The sequence below is a fragment of the Vibrio sp. T3Y01 genome, assembly GCF_013114525.1.
GTDB lineage: Bacteria > Pseudomonadota > Gammaproteobacteria > Enterobacterales > Vibrionaceae > Vibrio > Vibrio chagasii_B.
This window is the reverse complement of sequence record NZ_VTXJ01000010.1, coordinates 114,832-141,808: the sequence shown is the minus strand read 5'-3', so window position 1 is coordinate 141,808 and position 26,977 is coordinate 114,832. Positions and strand designations below refer to the sequence as shown.

Sequence of the window (26,977 nt, the reverse complement as noted above, 5' to 3'; positions counted from 1 at the left end):
GTTTATACTTCTCTTCCGGTTTTAAGCCGGTGCTTAGCCAATACAAGCCGTCACATGGATATGTGAATGACCCCACGGACCGGACCAGCTACGTTCCACTGCTTGTATAAGGTGATTTTTTACATGAACAACTCGTTGTTACAGTCGCTAACTTTGTTAGCCCCTTCATCGCGTAGCGTTTTGCTTGCGGTTCTTTGTCCTGTTCCTTTGATGTCATTCGCTTGGCTCATGTTCACTCTATAAGGATTACTAGGACACATTATGAATATTCTATTTGGTTTTGTCGGTGTTATTGCACTGATTGCTTGCGCGTACCTGCTATCTGAAAGTCGTTCTTCGATTAACTGGAAAACGGTGACTCGTGCACTACTACTTCAAATCGGCTTCGCAGCTTTAGTTTTGTATTTCCCATGGGGACAGTTAGCGTTAACAAGTCTAAGTAATGGTGTTTCTAGCCTGCTTGGTTTTGCTGACGCGGGTATTGCTTTCCTTTTCGGTGATCTTGCTACTGAAGGTTTCATTTTCGCGGTTCGCGTACTTCCAATCATTATCTTCTTCAGTGCTTTGATCTCTGCGCTTTATTACTTAGGCATCATGCAGAAAGTGATTCAAATCTTAGGTGGAGCGGTGCAAAAACTGCTTGGCACAAGTAAAGCTGAATCTCTGGTAGCGACTGGTAATATCTTCCTTTCTCAGGGTGAGTCTCCTCTTCTTATTCGTCCTTTTTTAAAGTCTATGACTCGTTCTGAACTGTTTGCTGTAATGGCAGGTGGTATGGCATCGGTAGCTGGTAGTGTGCTTGGTGGTTATGCAGGCTTGGGTGTTGAACTTAAATACCTCATTGCTGCTAGCTTCATGGCGGCTCCGGGTAGCTTGTTAATGGCGAAGATCATCGTTCCTGAACGTAGCACACCGAGTGACTACGACCACATTGAGCTAGATAAAGCTGACCAAAGCAACGTAATTGATGCATTGGCTAGCGGCGCGATGAACGGTATGAAGGTTGCGGTAGCCGTTGGTACGATGTTGATTGCATTTGTGAGTGTGATTGCCATGGTAAACACTGGCTTAGAAAGCCTAGGTGATACGTTCGGCTTTGCGGGTATCACGCTGCAAGCAATCTTCGGTTACCTGTTCTCACCACTAGCATGGCTAATCGGTATTCCGAGTGATGAAGTATTAATGGCGGGTTCTTACATTGGTCAGAAGATCGTAATGAACGAGTTTGTTGCTTTCATCGACTTCGTAGAGAACAAAGCACTGCTATCTGAACACAGCCAAGTGATTGTGACATTTGCTCTATGTGGCTTTGCTAACATCGGTTCTATCGCGATTCAACTGGGCTCTATCGGCGTAATGGCACCAGAGCGTCGTGCTGAAGTTGCTAACCTAGGTTTGAAAGCGGTAGCTGCTGGTACGCTAGCAAACCTAATGAGTGCATGTTTAGCGGGTATCTTCATCCTGCTTTAAGCTAGGTTTAGCAAAAACAGCTAAATTCACTAAAAGCGGGCACCTTACTTACGGAGTTTACGTAAGAAGGGTGCCCGCTTTTTTGTGTCTGCTCGTTAAGTGAATTCGGAGTTGCCACTTCTCTCACCGCTTCTATTGCGTTTCAGGCTCACTCGGAAGAGTAATAGAGCAAGCCTGTTTTATCCGATATACTTCAATATCATTAGGTTGCGATTAATAACGTTCGGCTTCGATTAAGAACAATCGGTTTTCACCAGAACAAAAGCAACCAAGTCCAATTAATCAAAGGTCTTCCCATGAACATGCGCGTCCTCATCGGTCTTATTACCACCTTCATTGGCTTATTTGCGTTGGTTTATCTTATTGCTGGTGGTGAACAGTTTCCTATCTCTCAGTGGCCAAAAGAAGCTTATCTCGGTTTGGTATTTAGTGTTGTCTGGGGCGCGGGTGTAGCAGCATCGGCAGCGTACTTCTTTTCTGCACTGGTGTTCGTGACCGTTGCCGCGGTTTGCTATGCAATTGGTTATAAGATCGGTGGCTTATTTACTAACGACTCTGAAGCCTAGCTAGTCTGATTATGTGGTTGAGTTGCATGTAATGCATTGGCGAGATCGTTTTAAGGTGTATTGGTATCACCGAAAGCAAACCCATCGTTGGAAAGGGGATAGGGCAAAGTCTCTAGGTTGGACCAACGAAGAGAGCCAGTTGTGTCGCTTCGAAGTGATCGCGCGCGCTACAGACTTTGAGAAAAAAAGTGTTTTGGACTTAGGGTGTGGTTACGGAGATCTGTTTGAACTGCTCGATAGTATCTACCGGATCCAATCATACACAGGTGTTGATCAACACTCTGGCTTCCTTAAAACGGCCAAGCAAAAGTACACAGAAGCTCGCTGCAAGTTTATGGCGGGTGACATGAGTAAAATGAATCTAGAAGCGCACGATGTAGTTATTGCCAGTGGCTCACTGAATTATATCTCTCGCGACTCTGATTATCTGACTAATATGATTACTCGTATGTTTGGACTAGCGAATCAGGCGGTGATTTTTAATCTGCTCAATTCAAGCCAATATCCTTCGCGTAATACCTTGATGAGTTATCATCCTCAAGGCGTCTATCGCTTCTGTAAAACGCTGTGTGACGATGTCTCTTTGATTGAAGGTTACACAGAAGGGGATTTCACGATAGTGATGAATAAAGCCGTCTCTGAAGCTTGATGGACGACTATTCTTGGATTGATGTTGTAGTAACGTAACAGACATTAAAAAGCCGCAGGCCTCGAAAGGTGTGCGGCTTTTTAGATTCTGTAGATAAACCTTGGAGTTTCTATCTACTCAATGGTTGGTTTTCAATGAGCCCGTAAGGAATCGTTTTAAACACTTTCGGGTTGCCCTTGAACGTTGGCGCTTCGTTCACTTGTTGCCAATCGAGTAGCATGATTGCCAATACGTTGCGATGTTCGCCGTACTCAAGGTCAAAGTCACCCGTGATAGAAGGGATCATCCCGTGTTTCTTATCAATAGAGGCTTGGATTGCAAGGCGGGTCTTCTCTACTACTGGATCATCTTCCAAGCCAGCAAGTAGGAAGGTCAAGCCAACTTCGGCAATCACATCTTCTTTTGCACGCAGTAGGATGGTATCGATGTTTTCTCTAAAGTAATCGTAGATCCATTGGTGCTCTTGCTCGCTTACTTGATGTTGGTAGTATTCGGAATCACCAAAGATGACATGTGTCATGCCATAGATCTTATTACCGTATTGTTGGCTTGAAAGCTTCTTGTCCTTGTCGTCGGGATACGCTTTTTTGAAGGTATCGACGAACTCATCAACCACATCTTGTTCACCCAACTGACGTAGCCAGTAAACTTGATTCGCTAGTTGAGCCGCCCACGCTTTCACCATGTCTTCATTGGTTACATAACGAGAAAAGTCATAGCGACGAATGATTTCGCGTAGCTTGGCATCGTTCTTGTGTTCCAAACCGTATTCATTGGCACGTGCCATAGAGCCAAGAAGATCAACGCCTAGATATAGATATTCGGGCATATGCTTGGTGATATTGTAACGTCGTACACTGCGCTCATCGTCATCACCGACGTAAGAAGCAACACGTTTCTCTGAATAAAGGACGATTTGCTCCATGGTGTGAACATCATTCGACAGGCTGCTGAGCTTACTAGCGACACGGGCCATATCGCTCCATACCGCTGCGGCGTATTTGTCGTCCAATGTTTGGCGATACATACGTAAACCGTAGTGACCCTCTTTGAACGCTGGGAGAGTGAAGAGTTGGCTTTCATAGGTGGTGCGAATTAGGTCGGCTGATTGTTTGAAAGATTGGTGTTGAGTATCGAGAGAATCAGCTTGTGATTGGAGGTTTGGTACGTTTTTTTCCTGCTTATTCTGTTGTACGTCAACAGCCTCATATGTATCAGAGGAAGCTTGTGCTTGAAACGCAACGGCTACAGAGGCAGATAATAAAGTGCACAGAGTGAGGGTCTTTAACTTCATTTTTTAAGGTACCAAGCTGATTGTTCGTAAGTATAAAATAACACCGATGAATCCTTTAATGTAAGGCTTGGGTCAATACAATGTAAGCTTTATAAGGTTCATTTAGGTTTTTTGATTGAATAATCAGGGTAGTTAACTGGCTATCAGTGATGAATGACTCAATAATGAATGTAGACCAGACTCAAAGTGTGGATTTTTAATAACATGTCGGCATACTGACACAACAAGCCAGAAATGAGCCGATTCAAGGCAGTAAACAGAACAAAAGTGTTAGAGGTTCTCGAATGCCAAGTCGTTTTAGCAAGCAGTGGCCTGCCAAATTATTATCGTTGTTATTTTTCTTTATTGTCGCGAGTGCGATTGAGTATTTTCACGCCAAGCAATTAACCTTCCTCAAGAACGAATCCTATTCAGTCGCTAAAAAGCAGTTATCGATTATTCGCTCCCGCATAGAAGCGACGATCGTGTCTGATATGTATATCCTTAATAACTTCTCAACCCTTGTAACGATCAATCCTAATGGCGATCAAAAAGGTTGGGATCAGATAGCTCAGAACATTATTCGAGATGGCTTCCACATTCGATTGATTGGTCTTGCTGAAAACGATGTACTTAATTTTGTTTATCCATTGGAAGGCAATGAGCAGATCCTTGGCATTGATTATCGAGACCATCCCATCCAATGGGAGTCAGTTGAGATTGCTCGCAACATAGGTAACACCTTTATTGCAGGTCCTTTTGATCTGTTCCAAGGTGGGCAAGCCTTAATAACAAGAACCCCTATTTTTAGAGATCCTCCTTTTAATCAAAACTATTGGGGCGTATCGAGCGCGGTTATCGACTTAGATGCACTGTTAGAAGATGTAGGTGTTGGTAAGATTGAAAACAAATACAACCTAGCCATTCGAGGGGCGAATAGTGCTGGTAAAAATGGCGAGGTTTTCTACGGAACAGAAGATGTGTTTACTAATGCTTTTACAACTGAACAGGTAAACTTTCCTTACGGAGGTTGGTATTTGGCGTTATCGGGGAACGACCACGTACTGATGGATGTGCCTTGGTCTCGAATCCATAGTGTTAGGCTGATTGGGTATGGGTTGATGCTGATTCTTATGGGCGCTTACTTCATGATCTATCGCCTTTATCGTATTGCTGATAGCCGTTCAATGCATGATGAACTGACCATGTTGCCAAACCGACGCTACTTTATGTATAGCCTCAAGCAAGCATTCAAAACGGTTCAGAAGCAGCGAACGAAGACTTTCGCCGTGGTGAATATCGACCTTGATGGTTTTAAAGCGATTAACGATACTTATGGTCACGCGGCAGGTGACAAGGTATTGATTGAGTGCGCCAAACGAATCAAGAGTATGCTACGCACCTCAGATATTGTTGCGCGTATTGGTGGTGATGAGTTTTTGGTACTGCTGCCACGCATTATTGATGAGCAACACGTGGCAACCATTACGCAAAAGCTACAAGGCGCGATATGCGAAACGCCAGTGGTTTATGAAGCACACTCGTTTTATCTCAGAATCAGTGTGGGGTGGGTCATTTATGACAACAGCTTTAATGATGTCGATGGCCTGTTGAAAGCCGCTGATGAAAAAATGTACGAGCAGAAGCGTCAGATAACCTAGAAAGAATCTCAGTTGCGATTAGAATTTAGTTGCTGAATGTGGGGAAAAGCCTCAGAATACCGCGCTTTGCTCCGTATCAATGATTTGATCAGCAAAAGCTGCAGCGACACCCTTTTATCATTTGTCGCTCGTACTAAATGTTATTCAACTGAGAAAATAATCTATGAGTTTTACCTCCCTTGGCCTTTCAGAACCAATCCTTAAAGCTATTGAAGCACAAGGTTACGATAAGCCATCACCAATCCAAGAGAAAGCCGTGCCAGCTGTCCTGACGGGCAAAGATGTTATGGCCGCTGCTCAAACAGGGACAGGTAAAACTGCTGGCTTCACGCTACCTATTCTTGAATTACTATCAAAAGGCCCTCGTGTTCGTCAGAACCAAGTGCGCGCATTGGTATTAACACCGACTCGTGAACTTGCTGCTCAGGTGAATGGCAGTGTTGTTAAGTACGGTATCAATCTACCTTTGACTTCGAGTGTTGTATTCGGTGGCGTAAAAATTAACCCTCAGATGCAAAAACTACGTAAAGGCAGTGATGTGCTGGTGGCAACACCGGGTCGTCTACTTGACCTATACAACCAAAATGCAGTGCGTTTCGATCAACTAGAGATCCTAGTGTTAGACGAAGCGGACCGTATGCTAGACATGGGTTTCATCCGTGACATTCGTAAGATCTTGGCTTTCTTACCTAAGAAACGTCAGAACCTACTGTTCTCTGCGACTTTCTCTGACGATATCCGTAGCTTAGCGAAAGGCTTGGTTAATAACCCGGTTGAAATCTCAGTAAGCCCTGCAAACTCGACGGCGAAAACGGTTGAACAGAGTATCTACCCAGTCGATAAGAAGAAAAAGAGCCCAATGCTTGCGAAGCTGATCAAAGACAATGATTGGCGTCAGGTGTTGGTATTTAGCAAAACTAAGCACGGTGCAAATAAGCTGGCTCGCTTCCTAGATGAACAAGGCATTACTGCTGCACCTATTCATGGTAACAAGAGCCAAGGTGCTCGTACTAAAGCGCTAGAGAACTTCAAAACGGGTAAGGTACGAGTGTTAGTCGCAACTGATATCGCGGCTCGTGGTATTGATATCCCACAACTGCCTCAAGTGGTTAACTTCGACCTTCCACACGTTTCAGAAGACTATGTACACCGTATCGGTCGTACAGGTCGTGCGGGTGAAGTAGGTAAAGCAATCTCATTGGTTTGTGCGGATGAAGTTGGTGAGCTGTTCGGTATTGAACGTCTAATTCAACAAGTGCTAGAGCGCCGTGAACTTGAAGGTTTCTCGCCAGTTAATAAGCTACCAGAGTCTCGTTTGGATACGCGTCCAATTAAGCCTAAAAAGCCGAAGAAAGCGAAACAACCACGTGAACATGTGGATGGTCAACGTTCGGGTGATAACGCTCGCGGTCATAAGCCTACAGGTAAGAACAAGCGCCATGTACCAGGTACCGGTTCTGCGCCAAAACGTAAACCTACACACGCTAGAAAGCCTGCTGAAAACGGTTCAGCTGCTGCGGGTGAAGAGAAGTCAGTAAGAAACAATGGCAGTAACTTCAAGCGTGGGAATACAGGTAAGAAGCCAGCTTCGAACCACTCTAATTCACAAAGCCACTCAGGTTCACAAAGCAATTCGGGTTCACAGGGGCGTTCGGGCTCAAAAAATAATCAAGGTAAACCGACAGGCTCTGGCAAAGCGAAGAAGTCTGGATACGGTGGCAGCTACGGCCCAGGTAAGTCATCGAATAAGCCTTCAGGAAACAGACCTTCGGCGAACAAACCGTCTCGATCTCGTTCGAAGCCTGCGCCTCAGAAGTAAGAATTTCTGCTGCTAGTGCCATAAGCAGAGTGTTGCTTTCTTGAAAGCCTAAATCGCTCTGCAACAGCACTGAGATAAACGCGAATATTGATGATCAATGTTCGCGTTTTTTTATGCGTGTGGTATCGAAAAGTGATAGGTCGAAAGGGATGTTAAACTTATCGAATCTATTGAAAAAGAGTAATTTAACTCAAGGTTAATCTGTCTTTAATAAGTTTTTAATAACAACATAATCACTAGCGTTTTTGTTGATATTTGCAATTTGCAATTCCAGTTTGCAAAACAAACAGGAATTTACGGCTAATACGTGTCCAGATGCGTAGTAAATAGGTGATTTAAAAGTTGGCACGTATGCTGCATTATTAGAGGTGACCCTTCTTAAGCCGAGGGTCACCTAGCCAACTGACGTTGTTAGTGAACCCTTATTGTTCACACAAAATATATGACCAATCACCCTTTTGTGATTGGTTTTTTTTTGTCTGAATTTGAGGTTCTATTTTTGTTTTACTTCTTACTTTCTTCCAAAACCAAGCAAATCGAATTATCCATTAACCCTAATTAGCTCAACTTTGCTAAGCAAAACAAGCAGAGCATGAGTGTTCAGGCCCATGCTCCACCGGTTTCGCTATTAACTCTCACCGCACTTTGAATAACAGCTTGGTTGGCGTGGGCACTCTCCGCCTCTTGAGCAGATAAGCCTCGCCTCTGTTTCTATCCCACGTTCAATCCAATTTATATTTAGAATCTTGGCTATGGTCGTGAGATCTTTCTTGATGTTACGTGGGATCGCTACAGAGCCTCCATTGTCAACGCACGAAGCTTTTAGCTGCTCTGCTATTTCTCTTGAATTACCGCCTTGGGCATCAATCGCAGGGTTGAGGTCTATGCCTGCACACAATACGCGATTGTTACCCGCCGGATCCGTCATGTTGATGGATTCGCAACAGTAGATTCTTGGCTCGTCACCCACGTTTAAAATGGAGATTTGAGCTGAGCTACCCGCACGAGGCTCTGATAATCGACGGAACACAGCCCAATGCTGACATGGGTCGGCCACCGTTCTCATATTCCCCCAAGGAAGTGGAATCCCGTTCCCGCGGTATACCGCCTTGAGTTTCCCCGGTCCATAAGCATCAAAGTAGTGCCAGTGAGGGTAGGGGGATACTACCGTCATTCGTCGCATCGCAACAGAGGGGGAAACCCCTGCTCTTTGGTGGACATCGATTTCATAACCGGTACGGTCAAGCAACTGTCTGAAAGGAACCTTCGGGCACAGCAGAGCACCAGCAAAGAAGCTGGATTCAAAATCTCGCCACGCTTGCAAAATATCTTGAGAGTTGAGTTGAGAAGACCCTGATACTTGGTTGTCGTCCCATGTGTTGTTATTTCCCACCGATAACACACTCTTTAGTCCTTCTTTGCTATGCAAAATGCAATGGCCGATGTAAACCGACAAGTCGTATTTCAAACGCGTTGGATACTCTTTGAGGATTTCATTCAAGAAGATAGTGCCAGGAGGTTCAAAGAACGACGTCACTAACTGCTTGGCATTGATTCCTAGCTCATCGACCACGTCTTGTGGTGTGCGTGTTACCCAGCGGATATTGATTCCAAGGCTTCTAGCGATGTCTATCAGGTCTTCTATGCTAAGGTTGAGTCGTTTTAGGCCTACCTCTTCAGCGGCGCGCTCAAGGTCAGGGAAGTGGTTCTGGTGGCTCTCTTGATGCGCTCTAATCAATAGATGTGCGAACTGACGGCCCGATATACCGGTCTGTGACAACATCTCTGGTATCGCGATTTGCAGGATGTCATTGGAGAAAAGAAAGCTAGGCTCAAGTGCCATGCCACTAATCCCACCTCGGTTGCCTTTATCTGGGGCGATGGCTTGCTGTTCGGATTCGTCGTCGAGAAACCACGTTGGGTTTTTCTGAAAGACCTGCGCGATCACTTCAAGCATATCGATGCTTGGCACCCGCTTTCCACGTTCAATCATTGAGAGGTAAGAAACGGAAGGGGCGTATTCTGGGTTGATTCTAATACAACGCGCAGACAGGTCTTCCATCGTTAAATGGTTACGCTTCCTAAGATTTCGGATTTTCGTACCTAGGAAATGTGACTGACGAACTAAACTTTTTGACAAGGCCATATTTGTAAAATTCACATTGTAAAATTTTTGTTGTGAAATTGTATGTAAAAAAGCGCTAATCTACAAACTAAGCAATTCACAAAATGACAAATAAATTAAACGTTAGTTTGGAATAATTGCTCTAGAACACATTTTTGCGTTACAAATCGGTGGTTTTCACCGGACTGGTCAAGAGGGAAAGACTATGAATATGCTGACATTCGATAAAACAGAAATCCAAAAACAATCAAAGCCATTTATCGCTGAAGCTGTCTTTGCCGTGGAGACAATCAGTGCAAACCAACAAAATGAGAAACAAGTGAAAGCGAAGCAACTGCTTGACCGCCTGTTTCCTCTAGAGCATGGTTCGCATCAAGATGTGACGAGCTACGTAGTCGATTACCGCCATATTATGGCTTACTTTAAAGATGGCCAGCACAGCGGCCTTAAGCACCCTAAGCACTTCGTGGCTTACATGGGAGAGAAAAGTGACCCGGATTCAATCCTGTTCCGCGATGGCAGCGGCAGTCACCTAGAAGTAATGTTTGGTTGCCATAAAGGGACGGGGTGCATTGAGCTAGTTGAGATTGATGATATCCAACTGGAGTCGTGCACGACTTTTGGTCAATCTCCTGCTGAATCAACGAATACCATCTTACACCAAGAAACTATTGCTGCGATGCGACACTGGATCAGCCTAGTTAAAGGTGATGAAAAGGGTAAACCAAAGGCGTGTAGTGAAGATAAAGAATTTAGAGCAAAAAGTGGTGAGGACTACTGCCTAAATTACTGTTTCCAAATTTAAAGCCGAGCCTTCAGCGCTCTGAATCAAGGGCACAATAAACTAAAAGCCCCAAAGGTAATGCCTTTGGGGCTTTCTAATTTCAATAAAGGCGAAACACGCGTAATTCGCTTAAATAGCCTGGACCAATGATGATCCTTATAGAGGCATAACTCGATTACGGCCAAGTGTTTTGGCTTCGTAAAGCAGCCTATCGGCGCGCTCGATCAGCGATTGAGGGGATTCCCCAGGTTCAAGCTCGGCCACACCAAAAGAGGCGGTAATATTACCGACTTGTTCACCACTGCGACGATCTTTTATCGACAGCTTTTCTAACGAACGACGGTTAGTATCAGCAAGTTGACGTGCGATACGCACGGATTTATTTGGCACAATAAGTGCGAACTCTTCACCGCCAAATCGATATGCTGAAATACCCTCACGACAACTTAGCTTAAGCTTGCGAGCAATACCTTTTAGAACCATATCACCAAACAAGTGACCGTAGGTGTCGTTGAAGTTCTTAAAGTGGTCGATGTCGAGCAAGATCAAACATAGAGACTGGTTAGCTTCGCAAAGTGTCTCTAAATCTCGGTCGAAAGAGCGACGGTTATACAGTGTGGTGGTGCTGTCAAACAGTGCGTCTTTCTGTACTTCAACAAGCTGGCTTTTGAGCTTAGAGATTTCAGAGGTCGCTGAGTTTAGCTGAGAATTCAAGAATTGAGTTGAATGACGAATGTTTCGAGACTCAGAAACAAGCTGACGTACCAGTGACATCACTTCGTCGATAGATAGGCTTTCATTTTCAACGCGAGACAGGTCTTCAAAACTTTTGTCGATCATATCCGAGAAAGCCGAAGTATCCGTTAGCGTATCATTCATAGAGTTTGATACTTCAGATACCAACAGCTCTAAGTTAGCGCGCAGATCATTGATATTGGTTTCAGATTTGCTGGCAACGTAGTTGTTGTAAAGTTGCTCACCGACTGCTGGGGGGCAGATACCATAATGCTCCAGTACCCCATCCATATCTTTAGTCAGTTGCGGGATCGCATTATCGACATAGGTGTACCAAAGTGCGTAATTTGCAGGTGTGGTGGACACCCTGTTCTTCATCATAAGAGGCACCGCTTTTTTTAGATTAGCGGTGGATTTCTGGAATTCGTCTTTGTTCATTATTTTTACTGCAGATATCAAACCAACTAAAGCCACTAGTGGACAAGGTTAGCGGATTTCGAAGTGCTTTGCTTTAAAAATTATATAATTAATGGATGAGGGTTTGATAAATCACTCATTTTTATTATGAATATCGATTGCGTACTTATAATGTCCATCTAATGGATTGTTCTTTAAACATATTTCTGGTTATTCACTTTGTCGCCAAAGTCGATATTGGTGTGAGAACTAGGTGAAAAGATGAACGCTCAGGATGAGTTATGACTTCTAGAAAGTGGTGAATGAAATTATGAGCTGAAGCGGTAGGCAAATATTTTTTCGACAGATAGAAAAAAGCGCCGATAACAATCAGCGCTTTAAAATTCTTTTTAGCTAAATGCTAATTATTGAGCAACAACGTTTGCTGCTTGTAGGCCTTTTTGACCGTTTTCAACTTCGAAAGAAACCTTTTGGCCTTCTTTCAGAGTTTTGAAGCCTTCAGAAACGATAGCACGGAAGTGTACGAATACGTCAGCGCCGCCGTTGTCTTGAGAAATGAAGCCGAAACCTTTCTCTTCGTTAAACCATTTTACAGTGCCAGTATTTGTGTTAGACATAATTTGTCCCTTATTCATAAATTTTCTAAATTGTTGATTGCATTCAATGCAATGCGCTGATAATTGAATTATTTAATATTGCTAAGAAATAAGGAAAAACTACTTACAAAAACGGGTAACGATTTTACATGTCAATTTTTTACTATTCATCTAACTTAAATAACTCCGGCTAACAGAGCGAGTGCATGTTAACACAGTCTTTCGAGATGTACACACATTGATTGCGAAATCAGTGTTTTTTTTGTCATACCGTGCGAATTAACAAGAAACACACTGAATTAGTGATAGTTTTGTCTCTTCGCCAACATAACAAAAGGAAGCATCTCAGCTTCCTTTTATTCGATAGTAATTATAGACGATATTAGCGTTTAAAGCTTACATCTTCCGTCTTATCTAGATTAATTTTTGTTTTCGCCGGCTGAGTCTCCGCGATCACTTTACCGTGACGAACTGAGTACTGCACAGGAACTTGGCGGCGCACTGCATCAAAGCCATTCTCTGCAGGAAGAATCAGTAGGCTACCAGGCTTACCTTCTTCGATACCATAGTTGTTTTGAATGTTCAGCGTGCGAGCCGAGTTTTTGCTAATTAAATCAAGCGAGTTGTTGATTTGGTCATAGCCCATTACTTGAGTCACATGTAGCCCCATATGGAGTACTTGAAGCATGTTTGCAGTACCTAGTGGGTACCATGGGTCGAACACATCATCGTGACCAAAACAGACGTTGATGTTCGCTGCTAGCATCTCTTTAACGCGAGTCACGCCACGACGTTTAGGGTAGTCATCGAAGCGGCCTTGTAAGTGAATGTTCACTAACGGGTTTGCAACGAAGTTGATGCCAGACATTTTCAATAGGCGGAATAGGCGAGATGCGTAAGCACCATTGTAAGAGCCCATCGCTGTCGTATGGCTTGCTGTTACCTTTTCGCCCATTTCGAACTTATGAGCTAGGGCTGCCAGTGTCTCAACAAAACGAGATTGTTCGTCGTCGATTTCGTCACAGTGAACGTCGATGAGACAGTCGTATTTACGTGCAAGTTCAAATACATAGTGCAGCGATTCAACACCGTATTCACGAGTGAATTCGAAGTGAGGGATAGCACCGATAACGTCAGCACCGATCTTCACAGCTTCTTCAAGAAGTTCTTTGCCGTTAGGGTATGAAAGAATGCCTTCTTGAGGGAATGCAACGATCTGGATGTCGACCCACTCTTTCATCTCTTCACGAACTTCAACCATTGCTTTTAGCGCAACCAGCGTAGGGTCAGACACATCCACGTGAGTTCGAACGTGTTGAACACCGTTAGCAATTTGCCATTTCAATGTTTGCTTAGCACGAGATTTAACGTCTTCAATCGACAGCAGCTCTTTACGCTCAGCCCAACGCTCAATGCCTTCAAACAAAGTGCCAGAGATGTTCCAGTTTGGCTCACCAGCAGTTTGAGTCGTATCAAGGTGAATGTGCGGTTCACAGAAAGGAGAAACCGCAATACCGCCTTCTGCATCAAGGATATCGCCTTGATGATTGATTTGCGCGTCATTATCGAGAATGCGAGAAAATTGACCATTTTCAATCAGAATCTGTTTCAAGCCCTCTTGGTCTTGAAGTTTCGCGTTCTTGATTAATAAGGTTGTCATAGTGTGTCCTTAAGCGGCCTGAGATTTCAGAGCTTTTTTGTTCAATAGAGGGTTTAGCACTAGGTAACTGATTGCACCACCTAACACTGCGTTCAAAGGAACAACGCCAGGTAGGAAGTGACCAGCGGCTACGCCTGTTGCTACCGCGATAATGCCAGCCCAGTTAACGGTTTGGAACTCTGCATTTGCAAAATCTTTGTAACGTTTACGGTTCGCGAAGAAGTCGGCGATGATTACGCCACCAATTGGTGGAATTGCCAGCGAAAGGAAGGTTAACCAACCAACGAAGTTGTTGTATAACCAAAGCGCGAAAATCGTACCGATAATGCCGTTAATGATAGACATTGTAGTACTTGAGCGGCCTGTGATGTTAGAGAAACCTAGGCCTGATGCGTAAAGCGCGTTTTCGTTGGTCGTCCAGATGTTTAAACCTAGTACGATAATCGCAGGCAGTAGTAGACCTTGAGCGATCATCACATCTGAAATGTCCGCTTGACCTGTTGCTGCTGCACCAGCCGCACCGAAGATGAACATCAGCGAGTTACCGATGAAAAACGCGACCATGGTAATCAGTACTGCGCTCGCTGGTTTCTTACCGAAGCGCACGAAGTCAGCCGTTAATGTACCTGCACTCACAAATGAACCGACAACCATAGCTAAGGCCATTGAGAAGTCCATTGGTGTTTCTGGCTTGATAAGTTGTAGCTGTTCTAAACCACCAACACTGTCTACGGCTGTCAGTACTGAGTAACCACCCAGAATTGCAATAGCAGGAACGGCGACCGCTGACAGCACCATGAGCGCTTTAATACCAAAGTACACAGTACCTGTCATTAGCAAACCAGATACGATGATTAAGGTGTTGGTATCAATGCCTGTCGCTTTTTGTACTGGAATCGCGAACATCGCTACACCTACGCCAAACCAACCGACTTGTGTGCCACCAAGTAGAGCAGAAGGAAGCCATGAGCCTTTAGTACCGAAAGAGAAACGAGCAAGGAGGTGAGTAGAGAGGCCAGTAGATGAGCCGATGTAGCCAAGAAAAGAAGTGTAAATACCGAGAATTAGGTTACCGATGAGAACGGCGAGGAAGAAATCGTTGAATGAAAGGCCTGTCCCGAGTGAACCACCTGTCCACATACTTGCAGAGAAGAAAGTGAGTCCAAGCATTACCATGGTGAGTGAAGCAACTCCTTTCCTAGCCGATGTTGGAACCGGCCCTAGACTGTAGTTATTATCAGCAGCCATTTTTTAACCTCCGCAAATGATCAAAATTAAAATTAACGGTCGCCGTATTGCAGGCAAACGTGCGCATTATGGTGATATAAATCACATAGTCAATGCTAATTTTATCAATAGAGCTAACTTAAAATCAGTTTTCTTATTAATTTCTATATAAAACATACGGTTATTTTTATGATTTATTTCGTAGAAATTAATAGAAAACGTTTTCTATAGCGTGTTGGGTATCTACTAGCGATGGTTGGCTATGAATGTTGATTGTTATGCGATTGAATGGGTGTCTGTATCGAGGGGGTGATTGGTTAGCCAAACGACAGGTAAAAAAATAGCCAACCGCAATAATCGCGATTGGCTTATATATTTTGTGAACAAGAATAGGTTCACTAACAACGTCAGTTGGCTAGGTGACCCTCGGCTTAAGAAGGGTCACTAGTTATATTGCAGTTAGTGTGCCAACTCTAAAACTCTTATTTATTGTCTGTTTTATAGCAATTTGGTGCGTATTTGAGCGATATGTTCGCATTTTAATATCTTGCCTTTGCGTTTTGCAAATGCATTTTGCGAATTGGTGTTTGTTTGACGACAAATAGTAGGGGGTTTAAGGTGTTGGCTCTTCTTTCCGGTTTAAACGTATCAGTTTGTATTCAAGAAACGAAAAGCCCGAGTAATCAATGATCACTCGGGCTTGGTATTTCTAATTCATGAAGGTGGCTAGATAGAGTAGAAGAAGTACAGTTGAGACTTCATTCTGATGATGATGCCACGAATAACATCGAGGAAGGCCATAAAGCTAATTGGCTTCTCACCACTAACCCAAGCAAGCCCTACTGAGCCGACAGGGATGTCGTAACCTTCTGTTTCATCAATCTTCAAACGAACGAAGTGGTGCTTGTTCTGAAGGTTTCGACCTGTGGTTACCCGAACCTGTTCATCGATACCTAATAAGCTGGCTTGTGCCTCACCCGTTGCTTCTACAATTCCTTCTACTGTCGCAGAGAAGATTTTCCCTGGGTATACCGCTGTTGCGAACTCTGCGGGTTGGCCCACTTTGATGTTGCGAATCGCTTGGTGGTTGACTCGCATTAACACGTATTTCTCGTCGGTATACATTTGAATACGAGGCATCAACGAAACTCGTTGTCCTTCACGAAGAATGAAGTTTGTCACAAAGCCATCAGATGGCGCCGTCACTTTGGTGCTATTTAAGTCCCATTGCGCTTGTGCCAGTGTCGCTTTTGCAGATTCGACTTCCGTTTTTTGCTTACTAACGTTGGTCTCTGCTTTGTGGATGTTTAACTTGGCGTTTTCCGCATCCACTTCTTTTTTGCTCAACTGAGATTCAAGCGTAGTGACGTTGTGTGTTGCTAAGTCTACTTTAGCCGTTTGCTGATCGATATCGGACTCAGTAATGGTATGTTCAACCACACTGTTTTGCTTTTGATAACGATCCAGTGTCTTAGACTGCAAAACTAAGTCGGTCTTTGCTGACTCGATCTGCGCAATAGAGGCTTTGATGTCTTGAAGCGCAGACTGATAGCTGACTTTTGCGATACTGACTTCTTGACGAGCGGTATCTAGAGCGACCTCTGCTGACTCTAACTGAACCTGTGCCTTGTCTCGTGCGATAACATATTTGGTGTCATCTATCTCATAGATCAATTGTCCTTCTGCCACGTCTTGGTTCGGGTGAATATGTACCTTCGTGGTTTTCCCAGACACATTGGTTGAATCTGGACGCAATTGAATGTGTGGCGATTGAACTACAGAGCCCCCAGACAAATCCATTGGCGTGAAGTTAATCAGTCCGACCCATACAAACATCAGCCATGATGTACCTCCAAGGTAAGCAAACGCTTTTGTGCCTTTGTTCCAAGGCATACCAATCAGTCTCAACAAATAGATGAACAGCGCCCAAATTGCTAAACCTTCTAACATGTTTGGTTCTCCTCATCTTTAGTTTTAGTCGTCGTTGAATCTTTTGGTGTTGGTGGTGCTTTCCATGTATCTCTGAGGTTGATGATGGCTTTCTCCATATCAACGAATGCTAAGATCACGGCGAGTACCCATACCCAGTGCCATAAAAATCCAATCCATGTGAGTGCAGTGATCAAACCGAGTTGTTGATGCTCTTTACTGTGAGCTTTATTGATTGGTAATTCATGAACACGCCAGAACCCGTAACATGCGGCGGCAATGGTTGCGACCAATACAACCCCCGCAACTACGTGTAGCGCTGTGTCAGCGCCAGTTCCGACAAATGGGACACTTACTAAACTCATTGATAAACCCTAAGCTAAATTGAGCGCTGAGTGTGATAGATATCCGATTTATAGGTTGAAAATTTACCAATTACTTCAATAATGATAGGTAAATGATTTGATCTGTAATTACATTTCAGGGTTTTATCACGAATGAACAATTGTAACTTCTTAAGAGCATTAGGAATTTTAGGTATTTATCAGTATGCGGCGGCTAACCGCGACATAGATATGGACTCTTTAGGTATTCCCAAGTCAGTCTTTGCTAACGCTATGAACCTGATTCCTGTCAATGAAGTGGATAAATGGTACGGCTTACTCGAGCAGAAAACGAACGATCCCGACATTATTTTGAAGCTTGCCGATAGGGTGGACATTGAGAGATTAGGACCACTTGCTAACTGGTTCTTCTCCGGACACGACTTAGCTTCAACTATTCGTAGAGTCAATATTGGACTGCACTGTTTACAGTCGGGGGCTTTTCTCTATGGAACTCAGGCTGGGAGCTTAATTAAGTGGTGTTACGATAATCCTGAGTATTCTGAAGTTGGTAAGGTTCATGACTCAGTGCGTATCGCAATTTTCATGATGAAGATTATTAGGCGATATTTAGGGCCTGATTTCAAACCAGCGTTCGTTTCTATCGCAGGGTATCGTGAAAACGTTGACCTTTATGAAAAGTACTTCGGTTGCAATATTCAATGGGGCCAACCACGCACCGAGGTTTGGATTCCAAGTAAGTCGAGACTATCGATTAATCAGTCACCGAGTGTTGGGAAAATGGGTTTGGCGATGAATTTTCATGATCTAGACAATTACCTCAACATGCCAGATGCCGGTGATGAGCATAAGGTGACGTATGAGATGATCAACTACAGCCGCCACTTTGGGTTGCCGACCTTGTACAAGGTATCGAGTTTACTGGGGTTATCTGAGCAACAGTTTCAACGGCGCTTGCATAAATTGGGTGTCAACTTTTCTACCATTATGGGTTATGCATTAAGCAATGTTGCGGTGGAGCTGTTGAGTTATAAATTGTCCATTGAAGAGGTTGCGAAACGCTTAGGCTATACCAATGTCGCGAGCTTTAATCGAATGTTTAAGAAACATCGAGGTTTAACACCGAAGCAATACATAGAAAGGTTCAGGAGCGATTTATAGCTGTATGACTAGTCGACGTTCGGGTTTTGTAATTTGCCCGAACAATAAACCATTAGCCAGGTGCTGAGAACGAAAGGCGCCGTTAACGGTAAGAGTTCTAGTCGATGAAAAATAAGGGTGATTAGGCAACTGCAGGGTATACCCGCGATAACCGGTTGCCATGTAACTCTTGTTGGATAGAGAACGAGTGCCAATGTCGCTAAAATGGCGTTGTAGCCATACAACCCTTGAGAAATCAGTGTGTCATCAGCACCAATCATGTCGCTAAACAGAGTGCTGATGACTGCAGCCAACACGATCCAAACTGCGTATTTGACGCTGTGGAGCGTGATAGCAATTAAAACAATCAGCCCTGTCCATTCATTGTTGATAAAGCTGACTTGGCTGATCCCTTTAAGTATGGTCAGAATAAAAGTGGGCAGCAGAGTTCCAGAATCGACATCAATATTCATCAGCGGTATCCGATTAGAATCTGATGGAGAAAAGACCGAAAGCGCCAAGCTCGATTGAAGTACATAAATCAGCCAGGCAATAAGGATAAACGCGCTGGTATAACCTCGATATTTATTAAATCTGAATACGATATTAGCGATAGGTACGGTGAGTAGTGCACCGAATATTGTTACTATCGCCAATAGTGGCGTCACACCAAAAAAGTTTCCGATGAACAGAGCAATCAGCGCTCCGTTTAGCGCATACATTCCACTGTTTATGTGATGATTTGGTTTGCTGTTGGTATGACTAAAGGTATGGACATTACTAGCCAATGTGTAGCTGGAACTCGCACCAAGCAAGGTGAGTAAAGCCAGCGGAAGTGACTCCATTGAGATCGCAAACAATAGTAGAACCGACGTCACGAGAGAAGGGGTGAAATAGACTTGCCCAATACCATTGAGCAAGCCCTGATGTTGTTGAAAGCCCTTATTCGTCTGCATCGTCTGGCTACGTTATTTGCTGATGTTAAAATTATGATAAACCAGATTGTATACAACTATACTTTGCTGACCACCCTATCGTGCTAATTCTGATACCAACGTTCACCATAAGCTTGTTGGTAGTCAGGCTTTTCAATGAGTCCCTCTTGCTCGGGTACCGTTTCTAGTGGCCCCACAACGGTTCGATAGGGAAGTACCCCAGCCCATACAGGGATATCCATATCAGCCAGATCGTCATTCACACCATGCTTACCAATTTTCACTGATGCTTCGGTTAGCGGTATCGCCAATAACTCAGTCGCAGTGAGCTCTTTTTCATTGCTCAGCCTAACCTCTTCGGTTCTACCAGGGGCTATCTGCTCAATGAAGATATTCAGCAAGCGATCCTTTTCTTGATTGTCGTCGATGACTGAAAATGAACCCAGTACAACCGCTGAACGGTAGTGTGCGCTGTGATGAAAGGCTGAACGAGCCAACACCCAGCCATCAAATAGCGTGAATGTTAAACAGGTTGGTTCACCCTTTTTAAGCCCTCTAAGCAAGCGACTGTTTTTTGCACCATGAATGTAGACCATGTCATCGACTCGCCATGCCAACATTGGTATCACCATCGGCCCTTGTTCGCCTTGCAAAGCAATATGTGCGATTAAGCTTTCATCAATGATTTGATGCAGTTTCTCTTGTTCAAATACCGCTTTATGAGCCCCTTTCTTAATCGTGGTTCTTTTCGTGTTAGATAACATAATCGCTCCTTAATCATTGCCTTTTGATTAATGTAGCGATTAACTGGTCTATTAAATAGAGCCACTTTTAAACACTACTTGGATCCAGTTATGCAGCCTATCGATGTCGGTGACCTACAACTTAGTGAGCAACATGACACGCGTCAAACCGCTTTATTCCATGCGATCAGAGAGAAGATCGTTCAAGATTTATGGAGTAAAGGCAGCAAGTTACCTTCAACGCGCAAGTTGGCTGTTGAGTTATCGGTGAGCCGAAATACGGTGATCTACGCGTATGAGCAGTTAGTCACGGAGGGCTATATCGAAAGTCGTAAGGGATCTGGCTTTTATGTGTCGGTCGAACAGCCCGAACATTTCTTGAACTCGTCTCAACCTAACCTTGCTCAAAAGACGAGTCAGGTGACTGCACAGGCTTCGGTAGCACCTAGAACCATAGCGACAACGCATGATATCAATAGTGGCTTTGCCCCCGGAGTGCCTGATCTCAATGCTTTCCCTTTTGCGAAATGGCAAAGGCTACTGCAGCGACATTCAACGCGTCAAAACGTTGCAGGCAACCAAGACGTCCAAGGGAGTGTGGCTTTACGAGATGCGCTCAGTGGCTATCTCGCGAGCAGTCGTTCAGTTCGCTGTCACGCTGATCGAATTATTATCACGGCGGGGGCGCAACAAGCGATTTCCATTGGTTTGATGGCTACGTTGATGATGGGGGATGAACTATTGATGGAAGAACCTGGGTATCGACAAGTCCATAAAATCGTTGATCTGTTAAAGCTCAAATTAGACGGTGTGGCGGTGCGAGAAAAGGTTGGGCTTGATATCGATAAAGTCCTCTCCAGTAAAGCCAAGGCTTTGTACGTCACTCCGAGTAATCAATACCCGATGGGGACTACGCTTAATACTGAGCAGCGCCTTAAGCTGATTGATTGGGCGAACCAAAACCAATCTTGGATCATAGAGGATGACTATGACAGCGAGTTTCAGTTCGCTCACCGTCCATATACCAGTATGCAAGGGCTAGCGGGCAAGCTTGGCTTGGATGATCGTATTATCTATGTCGGCTCACTAAGTAAGGTGATGTTCAATGGCCTTCGCTTGGGTTATTTGGTGGTTCCAGAACACTTGGTTGCTAAGTGTCTCGAGATTAAAGATGCGCTCAGTGGAGATACCGCAAGCCACACCCAAGAAGCACTGGCTGATTTTGTTCGTGAAGGTGATTTATTACGACATATCAGGAAGATGCGTCGTTCGTACAAACTCAAGTACGAAGCGATGATCGATGCTATTGAAAGTGAGTTTAACGGCGACCTTGAGGTCATAAGTCAAGCGGCGGGACTGCATGTGACCGTCAAATGGAGTGGTGGCATTTCTGAACATGAATGGAGCCAAAGAGCTGAACTCGACAATATTATTGTTCGACCATTTTCTTTTTACGAATATGGCTCTAGCGTTGAGCGTGATTGGAGTGGAGCGTTATTGGGTTTTGGGAATATTCGTTTGGCAGAAATAAAGCCGAAGATCAAAGCGATCGCTCGGCTTTTTTATCAATAAAGGTGTCGATAGTACTTATAACTTGTCGATAGAAACGGTGGCTTTACCGAACCACCTTTGCCAAGGAAGTGACAATGTCACAAAAATCGTCACAGCATAGAGCATTGACCAACTTAGGCAGATAAATACGACAGTGCAGATAACCAATGAAAGCATCGCTGTGTATCTAGAAGCACCATTCAGAAGTCGGCAAGCGGCTAGCATTGCAAGTAGATAAACCAGAACAAAAATACCGTTAGCGAGCTTTAGAAAGAACTCAAGATCTAGATCGGAAAGCTCGCCAATCACACATGAAATCAGTGCGATAACGCCGATTGCTAGCGTTGGGTAGAGTGGCACTCCGCGGCTATTGAGCTGGGCCATTTTGCCATCAGGTCGATGTTGACGAGCCTGAGCCCAGATCATTCGTGACAAGCTTTGTGTGTATAGATTCAGGCTAGCGAAACAGGCAAAGAAACCAAGCACACTGATAACAGCTTTAAATCCATTCCCAAACAGTTGTTCAGTTACCCATGGGATTGATGCGGCGTCAAATTCCGCAGAGCCATACGCACCTAGCTTGAGGATCACCACTGAACAAGCCCAATACACTAAGCCAGCAACGAAACAACCCACTACGATAGCAATAGGGAAATCTCTTTGAGGGTTTTTGAATTCCTCCCCCATATGAGCAAAAGCTTCGATTCCGACAAAACACCAAAACATCACTGCCAGTGCGGCGCCAATAGACCACATGGAGTCAGAGGATAGGCTAGGTACCGCTATATCGGTTACAGTGATCTCAGCCTTCCAAACGAAAGCACTAACTAAGGCAAAGATTGACAGGGCAATCACGGTTTGTAGGCGGCCGGAAGATTTACTGCCCATAAGATTGACCGCAATCAGTAGCGCTACGGTAAAGAACTGAGCTCCGAGTGGTGTGTCGAGCGGTGCTGGTAATAACTGTTGGGCAAAGCCGCCAGCCAATGCGATAGCTGCTGGAATACCCACGGGTACTACACTCACAAACAACCAAGCGACACTCGTTTCCAATCTTTCACTAAACGCTTGGCGAACAAAATAGGCGGTGCCTCCCGCGTTCGGGTAGCGTTTACCCAGCGCGGCGAAAGTAAGAGCAATAGGGCAAATGGCGATAAACAGGATTAACCAGGCTAACAGTGATATCTGACCTGCAATACCTGCCGCGATAGCGGGAATCATAAATAGTCCAGTACCAAGCAAGGTCGTTGAAAGTTGTCCGATGCCGGACATTAGCGTGATTTCTTGTTTTAGCTGGGTCATTCGCTCTCCTAGCTTGTGACGATTTTTATTTGGGAATGGAAAAGAGTGTGAATGAAAGCATACATTGTCGTCATCAATAATACAGCTAGCGAAACGTCGTAAGCCGCCGCCATTTTAACGGTATTTCTTGGATTAACTGTCAAAGTGTCGGCTGTCGTAAACAGCGACTGTTATAAGTTCAAAAGTTGTGTCAAATTAGGCGTGATAAATAGAACAATAAATGGGAAGAATCAAAAGCATGGATAAATTTGATCGCCAAATTTTGGATATCCTAAAAACCAATGCTCGTTGCTCAGTGAGCGATATTGCGAGAGAAGTGAGCCTTTCTCGTTCGGCGGTGAATGCGAGAATTAAGAAGTTAGAAAGTGACAAAGTCATCAAAGGATACTGCGCTTTGGTTGATGAGCCCAACCAAACTAAGAACGTATGCGCTTATATTTCGTTGAAGTTCGACCTGTCGAGCAGTGACCATAGTTGCGAGTCTTACGCGAACCAAATTCATGGTATTGATGGTGTGCAATGGTGCCACTCAATTAGTGGAGAGACCGATATGATGCTGTACGTCGAGGTCGAGAGTATGGAACGTCTAAATCAAGTTCGCGATCAGTTGCAAAGCTATCCAGAGCTTCGCCATTTAATGACTCATACCGTGTTGACCGAGTTTTTTAATAAGCTGAGTCCGACGGTACATTCATGTTAGGCAATATCAACTTAAACCTACTGCGTTCACTGCATGTCCTTCTTGAAGAGTGTCATGTGAGCCGCGCCGCCCAACGTCTGCATATCACGCAATCCGCGGTGAGCCGCCAACTTAGCCAGCTACGAGATTTATGTGGTGACCCTCTTTTAGTGCGTGATGGTAATAAGCTGGTGCCAACCAATCGAGCTATTTTGCTTAAAGATAAACTCGATGACCTACTCGGTGAGTTTGACCACTTGCTAGATGACAAACCGTTTGAACCACAGGAGTGGCAGGGAGAGTTTGTATTGTCTTCGAGTGATTATGTTGCTCAGTATATTTTGCCAGTGATTGTTGCTGAGGTATCAGCAGACGCACCGAATATCAATTTGGCCTACCGTTTGTGGCAGCCAAGCTACCTTGAATCACTCAATGAATCGGGAATCCACTTGGCTTCCAGCATGTTTCCTAAAAAGCCGGAACATGTATCGAGTATCAAGCTTGGAGAGGACAAATCGGTGTGTTTAATGCGCAAATCACATCCATTGGCTCACCACGAGGTGTTAAGTTCCGAAGATATTGTCCACTACTCTCATATCAAGGTTACCGGGGGAGGGGATAAAGACAGCTACGCCGATATTGCATTGAAAAAGCAAGGGTTAAAACGCAGAGTTGCGTTTAAGGTCCCGTTCTTTTCATCGGCAAGTAACGTGTTAATGCAAGACGATTATTTGATGATCGTACCTGAGCATATTGCCTATAACCTAGGTAGGCATCTTGAGGTTAAGTACTTCCCATTGCCGTTTGAAACCGAAATGCACACCTATTGGTTAATGTGGCACCCGAAGTATGACAACGACTCTGCACATAAATGGGCTCGAGAAAAGGCGTTCCAGGCAATGCAAAAGTCGAGTTACAATATCAGTATGACTTGAAGTCATAGCTATGATGATTATCTTTGATTTCAAATAATACCAAGTGATAATTATGCTAACTATCAATGGTAGAGCGTTCAACAAAAACGCATGGTTTGACTAGGAATGGAATGATGACGGTAACAATTTGGTTTTCTTTATTGGCGATTTGCCTACTGGGAGCAATGTCTCCGGGGCCAAGTTTAGCAATGATCGCTAAACACAGCTTGGCTGGTGGTCGTATTAATGGGCTTATCGCTGCTTGGTCACACGCTGCAGGTATTGGTATTTATGCGTTCGCAACCATCGTAGGCTTGGCGGTAGTATTGGAGCAATCTCCAACATTATTTAAAGGTATTAGCTTGGCGGGTGCAGCTTATCTGTTGTACTTAGGGGTAAATGCCCTGCGTTCGAAAGGTGGAGTGGCTGCGAAATTAGAAGCTGGTGAGCAGATGAGTTACATGCAGTCTGCTCGTGAAGCTTTCTTGATCTCTATCTTGAGCCCTAAGATTGCACTGTTCTTTATCGCTCTGTTTAGCCAATTTGTCGCGCTCGGTAATGAGCTGACTAACCAAGTGATTATTGTTTCGACTCCGCTGATTGTTGATGGTCTTTGGTACACCTTCATTACCTTGGTGCTATCTAGCCCTCTCATTGTCGAACGAATCCGTTCAAAAGCGCAGCTGATAGATCGACTTTCAGGTATCGTTTTGATTTTGCTTGCTGTGCGCGTGGTGTGGACCATATAGCGTTAGACAACCGACTCGCAATAAAAAGAGATGTATTAAAAAAGCTCATAGCGAATCGCTAGTGAGCTTTTTAGGTTTTATGCGTTGGCCCTGCTAACCTGCCGAGTTTAGCACTGAATCTAGTTTGGCCATCGAGTCGGAAAAGTAAGGGTTATATGTTAAACGAGCGTGATTCTTACCTTCTTCACGGTACCCCCATGCTGAGTACCATACTTCGCTGTTTGCGTTGCACTTCTCCTCGAAGCCCTCTTCTTGTCCATTCGAGCAAATTTTCTCGCTGCCATTGATGCCGTAATACGGGTTACTTGGCGAGAATAGTAAACCCATGTGTGAGCCGTTCGAGATACGTTGCTCTGGGATCTTCATGCTGTATTGAACGGCGCGAGGGTCATCGAGCTTAGTTTCCCCTTGCCACACCAACACATTATTTGGGTTTGGCATAGACTCAGTTAACGCCTGCTGAACAAAGCTAGTGTCTATCACACTGTCGCCTTCACTCATCATAATGAACACTGGCTTGTCGAATTGCTGAGCTTCTAAATCTGCACGAACGATTTCTGAGGTCTCGTAGTATACCGATGCTCCGTTCATTGGCAGTGAGTTATAACGCAGTATGTTGTCTTCAGGATCTTGGTCCGCCCAAGTCACGAAATAGCTCGCTAGCTCAGCGTATTGTACGGCCGATGAATTGGGTTGAAACGCCGGTGAGAACAGTAGTAGCCCCTCGATCTTTGGATCTTTCATGGCTTGTGACGTTACAAGGTTCGCTCCCGTAGAGTAACCCCCAAGCCACACTGAATCGTACTCTTGCTCAAGCAACTTAGTATGATGAGCTACAACGCCTTGCCAGTCTTTGAGGCGTGGTTGCATCAAATCACCGGCGCGACTACCGTGACCGGGAAGCAACACGGTTCTGACCAAGTAACCTTGATCGGCTAAATGTTCTGCAATGTCTCTAAATGAATACGGCGAGTCGCCTAATCCATGAACCAACAAAACCGCTTTACCATTTGGTGAGGTAGGTTGGTACTCGGTGGGTGAATTAAGTTGGACCTCTAGTTGCTTGTCTTCGGTGATGAACACACGGTTTTTTAATAGCCAGTCTTGTGTTTCGGTCACATAGGCATCGAAGCTTTTTTGTTGATATTCAGGTAGGTTTGGTGAAGCTTCGTAAGCTGGAGTTGTGGTCTCGTTAGAGCAGCCAACGAGACCTAAAGTCGTAATAGCGAGCAGAGTTAGAATGGTCTTTCTGTGCATTGTTTGGTGTAGTCTCTATCGTTGTTGTCTTGAAGCAAAAGCTTAGACTATTTTCTGTTTGAAAGGTCTTCGTATTCACCTTCAATCACACCTGCATCACTTGTTGATGACTGACGAGTGTTCATATGAGCTGCGAAGCCTTGTTTCTTCATTTGATTTTGAATGCGCTTGCCAGTAATTAAAGCTGCAATAGCTAAAGGAATAGCAAGGATCAAGCTTGTGAATAGCGCTAAAAGGCCAGTAAACAGCGCAACAATCGTAACTAAGATATTTTTCATATTCATTCCTCTTTTTCTATGTTGTTACTTTATCGCTTCTATTCTGAACGAAACATGAACGCCGTTAAATAATTACCAAGAGTCACTATGACACGGGTGTGTTGACTTTGGGTGTGTAAATGTAGTCATAAACACGCACTAAAAATATGGAATATAGATAAGTTATTTAAAATC

Annotated in this window: 24 protein-coding genes; 11 read left to right on the top strand and 13 right to left on the bottom strand. The window is 44.4% G+C overall.

Features of this window, described 5'->3' with window-relative positions:
* Positions 1–261: 261 nt before the first annotated feature.
* The 3 genes from F0232_RS13175 to F0232_RS13165 all read left to right on the top strand — a co-directional run bounded on the left by F0232_RS13175 (position 262) and on the right by F0232_RS13165 (position 2,685).
* Entirely contained in the window at positions 262–1,470 is a 1,209-nt protein-coding gene (locus F0232_RS13175; protein WP_102422942.1) for a NupC/NupG family nucleoside CNT transporter, read from the top strand.
* 296 nt (positions 1,471–1,766) lie between these two features.
* The gene (locus F0232_RS13170) at positions 1,767–2,036 is read left to right on the top strand and encodes a hypothetical protein (RefSeq protein WP_061031274.1); all 270 of its coding nucleotides are present in this window, start codon (positions 1,767–1,769) and stop codon (positions 2,034–2,036) included.
* Between the two features lie 31 nt (positions 2,037–2,067).
* The gene (locus F0232_RS13165) at positions 2,068–2,685 is read left to right on the top strand and encodes a class I SAM-dependent methyltransferase (protein WP_105057970.1); all 618 of its coding nucleotides are present in this window, start codon (positions 2,068–2,070) and stop codon (positions 2,683–2,685) included.
* Positions 2,686–2,794: 109 nt separating this feature from the next.
* Here F0232_RS13165 and F0232_RS13160 read toward each other — a convergent pair whose 3' ends face one another.
* Positions 2,795–3,979, bottom strand: coding sequence for a DUF3541 domain-containing protein (locus tag F0232_RS13160; protein WP_061031272.1), 1,185 nt, complete (start codon positions 3,977–3,979; stop codon positions 2,795–2,797).
* A gap of 284 nt (positions 3,980–4,263) precedes the next feature.
* Between F0232_RS13160 and F0232_RS13155 the strand changes: the two genes are divergently transcribed.
* Positions 4,264–5,619 (top strand): diguanylate cyclase, encoded by a 1,356-nt coding sequence (locus F0232_RS13155; protein WP_105057971.1) that lies wholly within the window; start codon positions 4,264–4,266, stop codon positions 5,617–5,619.
* 163 nt (positions 5,620–5,782) lie between these two features.
* Entirely contained in the window at positions 5,783–7,438 is a 1,656-nt protein-coding gene (locus F0232_RS13150) for a DEAD/DEAH box helicase (protein WP_061031270.1), read from the top strand.
* Positions 7,439–8,066: 628 nt separating this feature from the next.
* On the opposite strand, the gene F0232_RS13145 is transcribed toward F0232_RS13150, so the two are convergent.
* Complete coding sequence (locus tag F0232_RS13145; RefSeq protein ID WP_081090288.1) at positions 8,067–9,599, bottom strand: DUF3612 domain-containing protein; 1,533 nt, start codon at positions 9,597–9,599, stop codon at positions 8,067–8,069.
* A gap of 169 nt (positions 9,600–9,768) precedes the next feature.
* Between F0232_RS13145 and F0232_RS13140 the strand changes: the two genes are divergently transcribed.
* Positions 9,769–10,368, top strand: coding sequence for a malate synthase (locus F0232_RS13140; RefSeq protein ID WP_105057972.1), 600 nt, complete (start codon positions 9,769–9,771; stop codon positions 10,366–10,368).
* Between the two features lie 135 nt (positions 10,369–10,503).
* On the opposite strand, the gene F0232_RS13135 is transcribed toward F0232_RS13140, so the two are convergent.
* The 6 genes from F0232_RS13135 to F0232_RS13110 all read right to left on the bottom strand — a co-directional run bounded on the left by F0232_RS13135 (position 10,504) and on the right by F0232_RS13110 (position 17,276).
* Positions 10,504–11,520 (bottom strand): GGDEF domain-containing protein, encoded by a 1,017-nt coding sequence (locus F0232_RS13135; protein ID WP_061031267.1) that lies wholly within the window; start codon positions 11,518–11,520, stop codon positions 10,504–10,506.
* Positions 11,521–11,903: 383 nt separating this feature from the next.
* The gene (locus F0232_RS13130) at positions 11,904–12,116 is read right to left on the bottom strand and encodes a cold-shock protein (protein ID WP_004740083.1); all 213 of its coding nucleotides are present in this window, start codon (positions 12,114–12,116) and stop codon (positions 11,904–11,906) included.
* Positions 12,117–12,477: 361 nt separating this feature from the next.
* Positions 12,478–13,755 carry a cytosine deaminase gene (locus tag F0232_RS13125; protein WP_008217300.1) on the bottom strand — a complete coding sequence of 426 codons (1,278 nt, stop codon included), beginning with the start codon at positions 13,753–13,755 and terminating at the stop codon, positions 12,478–12,480.
* 9 nt (positions 13,756–13,764) lie between these two features.
* The gene (gene codB / locus F0232_RS13120; RefSeq protein WP_032498227.1) at positions 13,765–15,003 is read right to left on the bottom strand and encodes a cytosine permease; all 1,239 of its coding nucleotides are present in this window, start codon (positions 15,001–15,003) and stop codon (positions 13,765–13,767) included.
* Positions 15,004–15,708: 705 nt separating this feature from the next.
* Positions 15,709–16,932 (bottom strand): HlyD family secretion protein, encoded by a 1,224-nt coding sequence (locus tag F0232_RS13115; RefSeq protein ID WP_105057973.1) that lies wholly within the window; start codon positions 16,930–16,932, stop codon positions 15,709–15,711.
* Positions 16,926–17,276 (bottom strand): MFS transporter, encoded by a 351-nt coding sequence (locus F0232_RS13110; RefSeq protein ID WP_061031265.1) that lies wholly within the window; start codon positions 17,274–17,276, stop codon positions 16,926–16,928. The genes F0232_RS13115 and F0232_RS13110 overlap by 7 nt, the downstream gene beginning before the upstream one ends.
* A gap of 132 nt (positions 17,277–17,408) precedes the next feature.
* On the opposite strand from F0232_RS13110, the gene F0232_RS13105 reads away from it, so the two are divergent.
* Complete coding sequence (locus F0232_RS13105; RefSeq protein ID WP_105057974.1) at positions 17,409–18,416, top strand: AraC family transcriptional regulator; 1,008 nt, start codon at positions 17,409–17,411, stop codon at positions 18,414–18,416.
* 8 nt (positions 18,417–18,424) lie between these two features.
* Here F0232_RS13105 and F0232_RS13100 read toward each other — a convergent pair whose 3' ends face one another.
* Together F0232_RS13100 and F0232_RS13095 are read right to left on the bottom strand one after the other, a co-directional pair.
* Positions 18,425–19,351, bottom strand: a complete 927-nt coding sequence (locus tag F0232_RS13100; RefSeq protein WP_105057975.1) for an urea transporter — start codon at positions 19,349–19,351, stop codon at positions 18,425–18,427.
* An 83-nt stretch (positions 19,352–19,434) separates the two neighbouring features.
* Positions 19,435–20,094: a pyridoxamine 5'-phosphate oxidase family protein gene (locus F0232_RS13095; RefSeq protein WP_061031262.1), complete on the bottom strand. Its 660-nt coding sequence runs from the start codon at positions 20,092–20,094 to the stop codon at positions 19,435–19,437.
* Between the two features lie 90 nt (positions 20,095–20,184).
* Here F0232_RS13095 and F0232_RS13090 point away from each other — a divergent pair, with 90 nt between their 5' ends.
* Positions 20,185–21,645 carry a PLP-dependent aminotransferase family protein gene (locus F0232_RS13090; RefSeq protein ID WP_105057976.1) on the top strand — a complete coding sequence of 487 codons (1,461 nt, stop codon included), beginning with the start codon at positions 20,185–20,187 and terminating at the stop codon, positions 21,643–21,645.
* Between the two features lie 15 nt (positions 21,646–21,660).
* Here the strand turns inward: F0232_RS13090 and yjeH are convergent, their stop codons facing one another.
* Positions 21,661–22,926, bottom strand: coding sequence for an L-methionine/branched-chain amino acid transporter (yjeH, locus tag F0232_RS13085; RefSeq protein WP_105057977.1), 1,266 nt, complete (start codon positions 22,924–22,926; stop codon positions 21,661–21,663).
* 238 nt (positions 22,927–23,164) lie between these two features.
* On the opposite strand from yjeH, the gene F0232_RS13080 reads away from it, so the two are divergent.
* The 3 genes from F0232_RS13080 to F0232_RS13070 all read left to right on the top strand — a co-directional run bounded on the left by F0232_RS13080 (position 23,165) and on the right by F0232_RS13070 (position 25,268).
* Entirely contained in the window at positions 23,165–23,626 is a 462-nt protein-coding gene (locus F0232_RS13080) for an Lrp/AsnC family transcriptional regulator (RefSeq protein ID WP_061031344.1), read from the top strand.
* Positions 23,620–24,540, top strand: coding sequence for a LysR family transcriptional regulator (locus F0232_RS13075; protein WP_105057978.1), 921 nt, complete (start codon positions 23,620–23,622; stop codon positions 24,538–24,540). Before F0232_RS13080 ends, F0232_RS13075 begins: the two co-directional genes overlap by 7 nt.
* Before the next feature lie 113 nt (positions 24,541–24,653).
* Positions 24,654–25,268, top strand: coding sequence for a LysE family translocator (locus F0232_RS13070; RefSeq protein ID WP_102424705.1), 615 nt, complete (start codon positions 24,654–24,656; stop codon positions 25,266–25,268).
* A 93-nt stretch (positions 25,269–25,361) separates the two neighbouring features.
* Here F0232_RS13070 and F0232_RS13065 read toward each other — a convergent pair whose 3' ends face one another.
* Both F0232_RS13065 and F0232_RS13060 read right to left on the bottom strand, forming a co-directional pair.
* Positions 25,362–26,525, bottom strand: coding sequence for a carboxylesterase (locus F0232_RS13065; RefSeq protein WP_105057979.1), 1,164 nt, complete (start codon positions 26,523–26,525; stop codon positions 25,362–25,364).
* 47 nt (positions 26,526–26,572) lie between these two features.
* Positions 26,573–26,803, bottom strand: a complete 231-nt coding sequence (locus tag F0232_RS13060; protein ID WP_017630489.1) for a hypothetical protein — start codon at positions 26,801–26,803, stop codon at positions 26,573–26,575.
* Positions 26,804–26,977: the final 174 nt, after the last annotated feature.